We start from the raw sequence: 12,211 nt of genomic DNA, 5'->3' as shown, positions 1-12,211 counted from the left end.
CGCCAAATGGTTTTCTGTTGCGTCAGGGTTAATTATGCCGAATTTCAGCTGCAGAATAGACTTTTCCTTTTTCTGCTAAGAAAGCAGGTACCCCTTCCGCCATAAATCGTTGGTACATTTTTTCTGGTTCAAATGTGTGCCACGGTATCGTTTGTTTAGCTTGTACTTTTTTGGCGATACGGATCAAATCTTCTTGAGCCGCATGTCCACTGGCACCAATTGGTAAGAATTCAAACTGACTCGCAGCCAATGTGTCCAGTAAAACGGCATAGTTGCTGTCATAATCGCCAAGCGGTTCGCCATTGCTGTGGGCATAAATCCCTTTTTCAAATGCCGATACCATCTCACTATTTTTAAAGCTGTTTTGCAACACATAGTGTTCCGGGTGTTGCTGCACCTCTGCTAAAGAGATCCACTTTATGTCAGACTGTTCTTGAGAACTGGTTGCTGATTCCGTCAAAACTGTCCATGTTTCATTTGGATAAAAAGCATGCATCAATTGCGTATAAGATTCCTCAAACACAAAAGTTCGACCGCATTCTTCTGTTGCCAGAGAAACTTTTCGTAATCGATCCACATTTCGAATATACGGATTGTAAAAAATGATTTGATCCATTGTGGACTGAAGCAGTTTTTTCCAACTTTCGACTAGTGCTGTTTCTGACTCATAACCTGATTCTTTCGGTTCTTCAAAACTAAAGGAAGTCCCCTCCAACAACAACACATCAGGTCGCCAATCAGCAGCCTCTTGTACCCATTTGTCTACGAGTTCCGGGTAATAACCCGTCAAACGCACATCACCTGAATGAATCAATTTTAACCCTGGTGCTTCAATGAAAAAGGCACAAGCTCCAATCGTATCATGATCCGTCAATTTAGGTTGGACATGAATATCGCCAATTTCGATTTTCTCGTTACCCTTAAACGTGATGCATTCTACTGGACTTTCCTCTTCTTCGCCAACGGCTACTAACGTTTGGTACAGTTTATCCGTTTCTTCTGATAAATAAACTTTTGTTGCAGCAGGCAAGTATTTCAATAATCCCATGTGATCCAAATGCAAGTGAGAGATAAAAATTGCTGTTTCCAGTGAGCTGTCTTTAACTGAAGACAGCTTTACCATTTGAAATGCGGAAGTATCATACAATTCAGGAATAGCGGGCATAAATCCATGCTTAATCAAATACTCCATTTCGCTAAGCCCATCGGTATTTTCAATCACTTTTCCAATACCGGTTAGTCCAAAATCACAGATAACACGCGCTTTTTCGGTCCGTATTTCAACAATATTTCCGCCAATTGTATTCAGACCATTCCAAATCTGAAATGTCGTCATTCAATCGCTCCTAGTTGTTTTCGTCTAATATCGCTTGCGTAGTTTCTTCTAATTGAGTCAATGATTCTTGGATGTCTGCATTATTTACTAATACACTATCCAATGTTTCCAATAAATTGTTGCGGTATTCTCCAGAACCTGCAAATGAAGGAGAAGACATGCCGTATTCCAATTCCAAGTTCGCTGCTTGAGCACGAGGATTTTCTTCTAAATACGTTTTGTATTCTTCTACTTCCAATGCAGAACGACGGATCGGCACATAACCAGTTTCAATTGCCCAAGTAGCTGTATTTTCAGGTTCCAATAAGAAAGCCATGAAAGCAATCGCAGCTTGTTGTTCTTCTTCTGTTGCCGAAGAGAAGACCCCTAAATCGTTTCCAGCAAATAAAGTCAATTGAGTATCATTGTAAGCAGGCAGTTCAGCAGTACTCCAATTGATGCCATTTTCTTCAGCAACAGGAACCACGTGCGCTAAACCAGCACTTGAACCAATGTATAGAGCACTTTCTCCGCGGCCAAATGGACCAGAGAAGAATCCATCTTCACCTGCTGTACGAGCATATCCTTGATCAATCAAGTCCATTAAGAGTGTTAAAGCTTCCACACTTTCTTCACCGCCGATATCGGTTGTCATGGTTTCCCCATTGATAAATTCAGCTCCATTTTGACGAGCCAATGTTTCGTATTCCATTTCGTAACCATTCTCAAGACCTAATGCGACAGCCTCGTCTCCAGCAGCTACCATTTGTTCTCCTAAAGATTCGACTTCTTCCCAAGTCGTTGGAATTTCAACGCCATATTCATCCAAGATATCTTGGTTAAAATACATTACTCGAGTCGATTTGGAAAAAGGCATGGCATACAATTCTTCATTATACGTTGAACTGCTTAAGAATCCTTCATAAATATCATCTAGTGCTTCTTGCGTAAAGCCGCTATCGCTAACGAGCATGTCTGTTAAAGGAACCAATAAATTGTTTTCCGCTAAATCCGGAACATTCCCTGGAGTCAATTGAGCCATTGTCGGTAAATCGCCCGAAACGCCAGATGCCATGATTTTTTGTTGCAGTGTATTGTAATCGCCTTGGTTCTGCTCTTCAACTACATACAGGTCTTGCGATTCGTTAAACGCATCTGTCAATTTAGTGATCGTTTCTTGGTGAGGGCCGTTCATCGCATGCCAAAACGTGATGTCTACTGCTTCGCCTGTCGCTTCCCCTGAACTGCTTTCTTCCGTTGTTGCCGTTTCCCCTTCACCAGCTCCACAAGCTCCCAATACAAATGCACTCATTAACGTAACTGCTCCTGCCAAAAACTTTCTAGACTTTTCCATTTCTTCTTTCTCTCCCTTGTATGTATAATTTTTTGGGCTTTTACCCTTTTAACCCACTCTTAGATATCCCAGCAATAATCTGTTTTTGAAGGAAAATGTAAATAATGACCATTGGGATAATCACAATGGTTGAAGCAGCCATTAACAACTCAAAGCGTGTTCCCGCTTCGGTTGTGAAAGCTTGCAATCCAACCGGCAATGTTCGAAGCTCCGTGTCATTGGTCACAATCAGCGGCCACATGAATGAATTCCAGCTTCCAATAATTTTTAAAATCGCAATCGCTACAATGGAAGACTTTCCTAAAGGCACCATGATGGACCATAAAAAACGGAAGTCACTAGAGCCATCCACTTTTGCAGCGTAATACAATTCATTTGGAACACCTTGAAAAGTCTGTCGTAACGCAAAGACAGAGAAGATACTTGCCAGCCAAGGGACAATCAGTGCGGCATACGTGTTGATCAAATCAAAATTGGACAACGTTACAAAGTTCGGAATGATCAATAATTCTCCCGGCACCATCATGGTCGCAATTAAAATCGTAAAGAGAATATTTTTTCCATAAAACTCCATCTTCGCAAAAGCAAAGGCCGCTAAAATCGTGGTGATCAGTTCGCCAGCTGTCGAGAGAACCGTCACCAAAACACTGTTTAAGAAATACCGTCCAAACGGCGCCGCGTTCCAAGCCTCAATATAATTTTCAAATTTAGGATCGTCTGGAATCCATATAGGCGGCATCTGCATTGTTTCGCCGGCAGATTTGATAGACGTTGACAGCATCCATACAAAAGGAATCAACATCGTAATGGCGCCAAGCGTTAGTAAAATATATAAAATGGATTTTTGTACTTTTTCACTCATTTAGCCAATTCCTTTCTTAATAATGGACAAATTTGCGATTGTAAGCCAACTGAAGAATGGTCACGAGTAAAATAATGATAAACAATACTACTCCAGCTGCTGCCGCTTCCCCATAATTGTATTCCGTATAAAATTTCTCGTATAAATAATAGACCACTGTCAACGCGGAATTTCCTGGACCAGGTCGACCTTGGAACATCGCATAAACTTCATCAAACACTTTAAAATTATTGATGAACCCCGTAACAGTTACTAAAAACGTTGTCGGACTCAACAATGGAATCGTAATATTTAAAAATCGTTGCCATGGACTTGCTCCATCAATCTTAGCCGCTGAATAATAACTCTCATCAATATTGTTCAACCCCACTAAGAAGAGAATGATGTTAAATCCTAATCCTTTCCAAACGGACATAATGATCAATCCTAGTAAAGCGTAATCTGGATCCGTCAGCCAATTGATTGGATTGATGCCAAACCAGCCTAAAAAATAGTTCATCAATCCAAAACGTGTGTGGTAAATCCAGTTCCAAACCAGTGAAATCGCTACGGTACTCGTTACAAATGGCAAGAAGTAAATCGTTCTAAAAAAGCTGGACAGCAATTTTATCTTATTCAACATCAACGCGATTAACAGAGATAAAGCAATCGACAAAGGAACTACTCCTAATACAAAAATGAACGTATTTTTCAATGCAATATGAAAATTAGGGTCTTGGAAAATCTCCACGAAGTTTCCGATACCATATTCGTTGACGATATCCTGGAAAAAATTGTAATCCGTATAAAAGCTCATCGCCAAAGATTTAAAAATCGGGTAAATATTGAATGTCAGCATAACGATCAACATGGGGGCTAAGTACATATAGGCTTTTAAAGAGCTTTTCCAAGTTGGTTTCTGGATCATTGAGCAACCTCCTCCTCCATCAGCAACGCTTGCCCTGCAGCATCAAAGTAAAGGACATCCTTTGCGTCAATCGTCAGATGAAGGGTCTCACCGATTTGAAATTCCCCTGTTATATTATTGGCAACAATAGCCAGTCCATCTTGGATTAATTTGATCGATGTGTCTTTCCCGATCCGCTCGATATGAGTGACTTCTCCCGTGTAAAAAGCTTTAGTAGGATCTATTGTTTGGACGATGTTTTCAGGGCGAACACCGATTTTCTTCACTTGCTGCTGGATCATTTCAGGAAGTTCCAACGTAGAAAGGTTGATCCGCGAATCATCTGCATCAAATGTATTGATGGCTGGATTCCCTAAAAATTCCGCTACAAATAAATTACTTGGGTGCTCGTAAAGTTTTTGCGGCTCGCTGATTTGTTGAATGTGTCCTTCATTTAATACCATCACATGATCTGAGATGCTCAACGCTTCTTCTTGATCATGAGTCACAAAAATAGTGGTAACATTAGTTTCTTGCTGGATACGGCGAATCTCTTCGCGCATCTCGATTCGCAAACGGGCATCTAAATTGGATAACGGTTCATCCATCAATAAAATATCCGGCTCTTTTGCTAGCGCTCGGGCAATGGCAACTCGCTGCTGCTGTCCACCTGAAAGTTGCTTAGGTTTCTTATGTATGTGGTCTTCGATCTGTACAAGCTTGGCTAATTCCAGTGCACGTTCTTTCCGTTGCTTTTTAGGCATCTTTACCATTTTCAACGGGAACATAATATTTTCTAGAACAGACAAATGAGGGTACAAGGCGTAATTTTGAAAAACCATGCCCACTTTTCTTTTTACAGCATCTTGCTTGGTGACCTCTTTCTCATTGAAAAATATTTTCCCTTTCGTAGGAAAGGTTAATCCTGATATCAACATCAAAGTCGTTGATTTTCCACAGCCGCTTGGTCCTAATATAGAAACCAGCGAATGTTCGGGAATAACAAAATTCAGATCATGCAATACTTCTTTGTCTCCATAATCCATAGCAATTTCTTCAAAATGAACTTGCACACTTTTCACCTCTTATTTTTTCTTTACTGCTTTCCTATCCAAAAACATTGTAACAAACCAGAATGGATTTGGATACATAAATTTAATGTAAAGTTCGTGATTTAACAAGTTCGTTTGTTTTGTTTTTGTAAACATATTGCTTAAAATGTGCATTTGTTGTATATTGTAGTACTGGAGGCTTTATCTATAAAGCAACTATATAGGTTTAATAACTATAAATCGTTCGTGTTTAACCGAGATGTATTTGGATTACTCACAGAAGATTTCACACAATAGAAAAAGGGCTGCCTCTTTTATGAGACAACCCCTTTTCTATCGTGCCTATTCATTTTATTGAGGATCAACTACCTCGTATTCACCCGTCATCGGGTCCATTTTCTTAACTTGTTCATTAGACATTGTGAACTCGAACATACCGACCATATTGGACAGTTCTACTCCATCTACTTCGTGAGAGTTGCGAATCTCGACTTGATAAGTATCATCATCTAATTTTGAAGTAAAGAATTGATTATTTTCTGGAGAGATTCCAGTTTGTGCAATGACTTGTTCTAAAACAAAAACCTCTTCTTCTTCAGGAGTTAACGCTGTTTCAACACTTTCTGACTCTTCTGTTTCAGTACTCTCACTGCTGCTTTCGGATTGAGTGGCTTCTGGTTGACTTGCTTCTTGTTCTTTACTTGCCAACCAAGTTTTAATTTCTTCATCAGAAGCTTCTAGAATATCATTTCCTGTAGCAGCCGCGTATTCTTGACTGATCAATACAGAATTTCGTTCATCTTTATAAACAGAATTTTCAACTAACTCATAAGTAGGTTCTTCTTTCATCGTTTCAACTTGTGCACTGCTGATTTTATCTCTTAAGTCTTGGGCTTTCGCTTCTAAATCAGCATATTCAGAAAGATCATTTTGCAACAATAAATCAATCGTCCCGCCGGCTTCACTATATTTTCCAGATTCAAACAGAACCACACTGTCATCGTACATATTTTGATAGACTTCTTCTGATTGAGTGACTTCAACACTCGATTGGCTGTCTGCAGAGCTTGCGTTGCTTGCGCTACCTCCCCCATTTCCACATGCTCCAATAACCAGTGTACTTAGAAAAAGAACTGCTGTTGCAACTTTTTTGTTTCTCATGATATAGCCTCCTTGTTTCCATTATTTTAAAGCTAATACATTGGTAAACACAATTCATCAGCTTAGACACTCAGTGTTTATTCCTTTACAGAAGCAAACTCTGAATCCCTTGATTCAATTATATAATAATAAAACTAAATTACTATTAAAATTTGCTATCCCTTTCTATAAACATTCTTCTTGTGAATACAATTCATCTAATACTATAATGAATAAAGCAAGGAGGTGGAACAATATGAAAAATTTTATACAAGAGTTTAAAGAATTTGCTTTTAGAGGGAATGTTCTGGACTTAGCAATTGGGGTCGTTATCGGTTCAGCTTTTACAGGAATCGTGACTTCACTTGTGGACAACATTATCAGCCCCGTGGTTGGTGCTCTTACCGGCGGATCTGATTTATCGAACCTTTCTTTCACGATTGTTGGAGTAGAACTTACTTACGGAGCTTTTATCAGTTCAGTGATCGACTTTTTGATTATTGCATTTGTTATCTTTCTATTTGTGAAAGTCATCAATAATGCCCAAGGCAAATTCATGAAACAGGTTGAGGAAGAAGAGATAGAGGTGGAAGTACCTCCTTCTGAGCAATATTTAAAAGAAATCCGTGACTTGCTGGCCAAGGATAAAGGCACTTCTATCTAATGAACAAAATCAAAAGACACTTCACTCAAAATAGAGAGAAGTGTCTTTTAGCTTAACCTTTATAAGTAGCGTATAAAATTTCTTTCAACTCTGCAATCAATGGTTCTTTTGGATTAGCTGTCGTACATTGATCCTCAAAGGCTAATTCTGCTAATCTGTCTGCCGCTTGATCCAGTTGTTTTTTTGTAACTCCTTGCTCTTTCATACTCATCTGAATATTCAGTTTTTTCCCTAATTCGTAGATTTTTTGAATCAAAGCTTCTACCAATTCAGCTGTCGTTTCTCCTTTTAACCCAAGGTAACGAGCAATTTCAGCATAATCTTCATCTGCTCGGAAATACTCGTACTTCGGAAACAATTGATGTTTTGAAGGAGCTTTAGCATTGTAGCGAATTACATGGGGCATCAAGATTGCATTCGCTCTGCCATGTGGAATCTCAAATTCAGCTCCAATTTTATGTGCTAAAGAATGATTGATCCCTAAGAAGGCATTTGCAAAAGCCATCCCTGCTAAAGTAGAAGCATTGTGCATTTTTTCGCGGGCCTCTTCAGTAGCAAAAGCATAGGATTCTTCCAAATATTCAAAAACCAGTTTGATAGCTTGTAAACTAAGGCCTTTTGTATAATCGCTTGCCATAACAGAAACATAGGATTCTATTGCATGAGTCAATACGTCCATCCCAGTATCTGCCGTAATGGATTTAGGCACTGTCATCACGAATTGAGCATCAATGATGGCCACATCTGGTGTCAACGCATAATCAGCCAGCGGGTACTTCACATTGATCGCGTTATCTGTAATAACGGTAAACGGAGTTACTTCTGAACCAGTTCCTGATGTGGTAGGGATAGCAACAAATTGTGTTTTTTTCAAATCTGGAATCTTGTACGCTCTCTTACGAATGTCTAAGAATTTTTGTTTTGCACCATCAAAATCAGATTCTGGTTGTTCATAGAATAACCACATTCCTTTAGCCGCATCCATAGCCGATCCACCACCTAAGGCAATGATTGTATCCGGTTGGAATTCTCGCATAGCTGCTGTTCCGCGATTGACCGTTTCAATAGACGGATTGGGTTCCACATCTGAGAAGATGCGCACAGCTACTGGATTTGAACGTTTCTTCAATTCATTTTCTACAATATCTGCATATCCAAATTGCACCATACCAGGATCACACACTACAAATACACGATTCACATTCGGCATTTTTTGCAAGTATTGGACCGAATTTTTTTCAAAGAAAATTTTTGGCGGTAATTTGAACCATTGCATGTTGTTTCTTCTTTTTGCTACTGTTTTGACATTCAGCAAATTCACTGCAGAAACGTTTGTTGACACGGAATTTCGCCCATGACTACCGCATCCTAAGGTTAGAGATGGCAGCATGTTGTTGTAAATATCCCCGATGCCCCCTTGCGCAGTAGGTGAATTGACAATCACACGACCGGCCTTCATTTGTTCTCCAAATTCTGCTGCTAGATCCATACGATTGGTATGGATGGCTGCAGAATGCCCAAGTCCGCCAAGTTCCAACATTTGTTGGCTTAATTCAAATCCCTGTGCTGTATCGTTCGCTTTCAGCATAGCTAATACAGGAGATAGTTTTTCTCTTGATAATGGATATTCACTGCCCACTCCATCTAATTCCGCCACCAATATTTTAGTGCCCTTTGGTGCTTTCAGACCAGCAAGTTTTGCGATGGTGTCTGCCGATTGACCAACGATAGCTGGGTTTACCGCTGTTTTGTCTTTATTCATCACGGTATTTTCCAGTAAAGCCAACTCTTTTTTAGGCACAATATATACTTGTAGACGTTCGAATTCTGCTTTTACTTCATCATAGATCTCTTGATCCACGATTACCGCTTGTTCAGAAGCACAAATCATTCCATTATCAAATGTTTTCGACAGAATAATGTCGTTTACAGCCCGCTTGATTTTAGCTGTTTTTTCAATGTAGCTTGGTACGTTTCCAGGACCTACACCAAGTGCCGGTTTTCCTGTAGAATAAGCCGCTTTTACCATTCCTGATCCCCCAGTAGCCAGTACAACCGCAATATCATGGTGATTCATCAGCGTATTCGTGGCTTCTAACGAGGGTGTCTCGATCCATTGAATAATATTCTTTGGTGCCCCTGCTTTTACCGCAGCTTCATACAATACTCTAGCCGCTTCAGCGGATGATTTTTGAGCACTTGGATGAAAAGCAAAAATAATCGGATTCCTTGTTTTTACAGCAATCATGGCTTTAAACATCGTTGTAGAAGTTGGATTAGTTACCGGAGTTACTCCGCACACTACTCCGACCGGACTTGCAATCGTCATTAACCCGGCTTGTTCATCATCCTGAATGACGCCAACTGTTTTATCATTTTTGATATCATGCCAAATGGATTCTGTTGCAAACATATTTTTCACACATTTGTCTTCATAAACGCCACGTTTAGTTTCTTCCACGGCTAATTTAGCCAAGCGCATATGGTCATTCAGTCCAGCCAACGACATTTGATGGACAATGTAATCAATTTTTTCTTGATTAAAGTCTTCCAACTCTGTCAACGCTTTTTTAGCTTTAGTTGTGTACCCTTGAATAACATCCTCAACGGAAACTTCTTTTGTTTTAAATTCTCTTAGCACTTCTTGCATATTCCTATTCCTCCAAACTTTGTTATCTATTTCACATATGATATTACCTCATTTTTTTTAGAAAGTAAATCATTTTATGTGATTAAATTCGCTTATTTTAAACTTCTATTTTCGAACTAAAAAATGTTATAACAGGATCGACGAATAATTAGTACAGTTGTTTTGTTAATAATTGAGCATATATGGTCTGTATTTTTTCTCTAAGTGCTTTTAAAATTAAACAAAAAAATCCATTTAATTAGACAGAAAATTAAATGGATTTTTTGCTCTTCTTTTAATTTATCTCATGATAGTGTGAATAAACTTCCTGCTTTTTCATAGCGCGTATTTTAGCCACTTCTTTAATAGCCTCTTTACTGCGCAGGCGTTGTTCCTCCATGACTTGTGTAACATGCTCTCTGACTGTCCATTTTTGCCAACTCATATCTTCTTCCGGACACAAGGAGCTTTCGCTGTTTCCTTCAACAATCACACAAAATTCTCCACGAATCTCTGTGTTTTGCGCCCATTCCTGAACTTCTTCTATCGTCCCTCGAATAAATTCTTCGTACCGCTTCGTCAACTCACGACATAAAACGATCTTTCTAGTTTCGCCTAATACCGTGCTCATATTCTTCAGCACTTCTTTCAACCGGTGCGGGGATTCATACAAGATGAACGTTTCCGGCCGCAAATTCAATTCTTCTAGCGCTTCTACTTGATCTTTCTTTTTACGCGGCAAAAAACCGTAAAAATAAAATGGTTGTGGACTCAAACCTGAAGCGATCAATGCTGTCAGAGCTGCATTTGCTCCAGGAAGTGGCACGACCGAAATACCTGCTTCAATACAAGCTACTACTAAATCATGTCCAGGGTCGCTAATAGAAGGCATGCCCGCATCACTTACTTGAGCGATATCCTGTCCGTCTTCCAACCGATCGATCAATTGGCCGATCCGTTCTTGGGAATTGTGTTCATGAAAACTGATTTGACTCGTATGGACATCAAAATGATTCAATAATTTTTGCGTATTTCGCGTATCTTCTGATGCAATCAAATCGACTTCTTTTAAAAGACGGATCGCCCGAAACGTCATATCTTCTAAATTCCCTATCGGAGTAGGAACGAGATACAATGTCCCAGTGGATTGCGGCTCAAAACTCTTTTGCTGAAACATCTGCTGTTTCCTCCTTAGTGTTTAACATTTCCATATTCACCACACATGCTGAATCTGCGGAAAGAGGAAATTCAACTCCTTGTTGCATCAAGTACTGTATTTTTCGTTTGCGCGTTTGCTGTTTAAACGCATATTCTGCCTTAGTGGCTTCGCTTCTTGTAGCAAATGCTTCCGCATAGACCATATGCACCGGACGCCTTTTAACAGGTTTGGTGTATTTGGCCCCAGTGCCAGAATTATGTTCCTCTTCACGCCGTTTTAATTCTGTGGTATAGCCGCCATAAAAGGTGCCGTCATTGCAATACAAGACATAGAAATAACTAATGGTGTTCTTTTCCAAATAACATAGCACTCACTTCCGGTAAATAATGGTTCTCTTCATCATAAACAATCAATGGAGGCAGCACGCGGAATCCCGTATCTTTTCCATCTTTGATACCTTCGATCAAAATTGTATTGGCTTCTTTCCCAATTTTTGGATAAACAAACCGCAATTTTTTAGGCGCCAAGCGATGAGCTTTCATTGTTTCTAAAATCTCCAACAATCGGTCTGGGCGATGGACAAAATAAGCTTTTCCATTCATTTTCAATAATCCGCTAGTCACTTTCATCACTTCGTCTAAATTCGTATGTAATTCATGACGCGCAATAGCCAAATGCTGGTTCGGATTACGAGTGCTTTTTTCGGTAGCTGCAAAATAAGGCGGATTACAAGTCACTACGTCTACAGAATCATGTTTGATCCAATTTGCAGCATCTCCTATTGCCCCATTAATAATGGACACCTTTGTTTCCAACTGATTCATCTGAATACTTCTTTCAGCCATGTTTGCTAAACGTTTTTGCAATTCGATTCCAATGATCGGGCTTTTCGTCTTTTGACTTAAGATCAGTCCAATAACTCCATTCCCCGCACATAAATCGACAACTTTTCCTTTATGATGCTTTGGAACTTGAGCAAAATCAGCTAATAAAATAGCATCCAGTGAAAAAGAAAATACAGAAGGACTTTGGATAATATCCAAGTCTTGACTGATAATTCGATCTACTCGTTCGTCACTTTGTAGCAACTGGTCCATGCACGTCACACATCCTTCATTCAGTATACTTTTTTTATTATAGCATAATGCAG

General features: G+C 39.5%; 11 protein-coding genes. 1 reads left to right on the top strand and 10 read right to left on the bottom strand.

Going from position 1 to position 12,211, the window contains the following annotated elements:
- Nucleotides 1-28: 28 nt before the first annotated feature.
- The 6 genes from ACEN36_RS06960 to ACEN36_RS06935 form a co-directional block, all read right to left on the bottom strand.
- Nucleotides 29-1,336 (bottom strand): MBL fold metallo-hydrolase, encoded by a 1,308-nt coding sequence (locus ACEN36_RS06960; protein ID WP_407126237.1) that lies wholly within the window; start codon nt 1,334-1,336, stop codon nt 29-31.
- A gap of 10 nt (nt 1,337-1,346) precedes the next feature.
- Nucleotides 1,347-2,669, bottom strand: coding sequence for an ABC transporter substrate-binding protein (locus ACEN36_RS06955; RefSeq protein ID WP_407126236.1), 1,323 nt, complete (start codon nt 2,667-2,669; stop codon nt 1,347-1,349).
- A gap of 40 nt (nt 2,670-2,709) precedes the next feature.
- Nucleotides 2,710-3,531: a carbohydrate ABC transporter permease gene (locus ACEN36_RS06950; RefSeq protein WP_407126235.1), complete on the bottom strand. Its 822-nt coding sequence runs from the start codon at nt 3,529-3,531 to the stop codon at nt 2,710-2,712.
- A 16-nt stretch (nt 3,532-3,547) separates the two neighbouring features.
- Nucleotides 3,548-4,438, bottom strand: coding sequence for a carbohydrate ABC transporter permease (locus tag ACEN36_RS06945; RefSeq protein ID WP_407126234.1), 891 nt, complete (start codon nt 4,436-4,438; stop codon nt 3,548-3,550).
- Nucleotides 4,435-5,463: an ABC transporter ATP-binding protein gene (locus ACEN36_RS06940; RefSeq protein WP_407096743.1), complete on the bottom strand. Its 1,029-nt coding sequence runs from the start codon at nt 5,461-5,463 to the stop codon at nt 4,435-4,437. The genes ACEN36_RS06945 and ACEN36_RS06940 overlap by 4 nt, the downstream gene beginning before the upstream one ends.
- Before the next feature lie 357 nt (nt 5,464-5,820).
- Nucleotides 5,821-6,630 carry a hypothetical protein gene (locus tag ACEN36_RS06935; RefSeq protein ID WP_407096691.1) on the bottom strand — a complete coding sequence of 270 codons (810 nt, stop codon included), beginning with the start codon at nt 6,628-6,630 and terminating at the stop codon, nt 5,821-5,823.
- Between the two features lie 235 nt (nt 6,631-6,865).
- Here ACEN36_RS06935 and mscL point away from each other — a divergent pair, with 235 nt between their 5' ends.
- The gene (gene mscL, locus ACEN36_RS06930; RefSeq protein WP_407096690.1) at nt 6,866-7,273 is read left to right on the top strand and encodes a large conductance mechanosensitive channel protein MscL; all 408 of its coding nucleotides are present in this window, start codon (nt 6,866-6,868) and stop codon (nt 7,271-7,273) included.
- 52 nt (nt 7,274-7,325) lie between these two features.
- Here mscL and adhE read toward each other — a convergent pair whose 3' ends face one another.
- The 4 genes from adhE to ACEN36_RS06910 all read right to left on the bottom strand — a co-directional run bounded on the left by adhE (nt 7,326) and on the right by ACEN36_RS06910 (nt 12,158).
- Nucleotides 7,326-9,923, bottom strand: coding sequence for a bifunctional acetaldehyde-CoA/alcohol dehydrogenase (adhE, locus tag ACEN36_RS06925; protein ID WP_407096689.1), 2,598 nt, complete (start codon nt 9,921-9,923; stop codon nt 7,326-7,328).
- A 274-nt stretch (nt 9,924-10,197) separates the two neighbouring features.
- The gene (gene rsmI, locus ACEN36_RS06920) at nt 10,198-11,079 is read right to left on the bottom strand and encodes a 16S rRNA (cytidine(1402)-2'-O)-methyltransferase (RefSeq protein WP_407096688.1); all 882 of its coding nucleotides are present in this window, start codon (nt 11,077-11,079) and stop codon (nt 10,198-10,200) included.
- The gene (locus ACEN36_RS06915; RefSeq protein ID WP_407096742.1) at nt 11,057-11,404 is read right to left on the bottom strand and encodes a GIY-YIG nuclease family protein; all 348 of its coding nucleotides are present in this window, start codon (nt 11,402-11,404) and stop codon (nt 11,057-11,059) included. The genes rsmI and ACEN36_RS06915 overlap by 23 nt, the downstream gene beginning before the upstream one ends.
- Nucleotides 11,400-12,158, bottom strand: a complete 759-nt coding sequence (locus tag ACEN36_RS06910) for a tRNA1(Val) (adenine(37)-N6)-methyltransferase (protein WP_407096687.1) — start codon at nt 12,156-12,158, stop codon at nt 11,400-11,402. The genes ACEN36_RS06915 and ACEN36_RS06910 overlap by 5 nt, the downstream gene beginning before the upstream one ends.
- Nucleotides 12,159-12,211: the final 53 nt, after the last annotated feature.

It is taken from the genome of Desemzia sp. FAM 23989, assembly GCF_045528345.1.
Classification (GTDB): domain Bacteria; phylum Bacillota; class Bacilli; order Lactobacillales; family Carnobacteriaceae; genus Desemzia.
Note: the sequence above shows the minus strand (reverse complement) of the source record. Positions and strands in the feature narration are given on the sequence as shown.

Excerpts from the sequence above, each read along its gene's own strand:
- adhE (WP_407096689.1), bottom strand. The coding sequence starts at position 9,923 with ATGCAAGAAGTGCTAAGAGAATTTAAAACAAAAGAAGTTTCCGTTGAG.
- ACEN36_RS06950 (WP_407126235.1), bottom strand. The coding sequence starts at position 3,531 with ATGAGTGAAAAAGTACAAAAATCCATTTTATATATTTTACTAACGCTT.
- rsmI (WP_407096688.1), bottom strand. The coding sequence starts at position 11,079 with ATGTTTCAGCAAAAGAGTTTTGAGCCGCAATCCACTGGGACATTGTAT.
- ACEN36_RS06935 (WP_407096691.1), bottom strand. The coding sequence starts at position 6,630 with ATGAGAAACAAAAAAGTTGCAACAGCAGTTCTTTTTCTAAGTACACTG.
- mscL (WP_407096690.1), top strand. The coding sequence starts at position 6,866 with ATGAAAAATTTTATACAAGAGTTTAAAGAATTTGCTTTTAGAGGGAAT.
- ACEN36_RS06960 (WP_407126237.1), bottom strand. The coding sequence starts at position 1,336 with ATGACGACATTTCAGATTTGGAATGGTCTGAATACAATTGGCGGAAAT.
- ACEN36_RS06945 (WP_407126234.1), bottom strand. The coding sequence starts at position 4,438 with ATGATCCAGAAACCAACTTGGAAAAGCTCTTTAAAAGCCTATATGTAC.
- ACEN36_RS06955 (WP_407126236.1), bottom strand. The coding sequence starts at position 2,669 with ATGGAAAAGTCTAGAAAGTTTTTGGCAGGAGCAGTTACGTTAATGAGT.
- ACEN36_RS06940 (WP_407096743.1), bottom strand. The coding sequence starts at position 5,463 with ATGGATTATGGAGACAAAGAAGTATTGCATGATCTGAATTTTGTTATT.
- ACEN36_RS06910 (WP_407096687.1), bottom strand. The coding sequence starts at position 12,158 with ATGGACCAGTTGCTACAAAGTGACGAACGAGTAGATCGAATTATCAGT.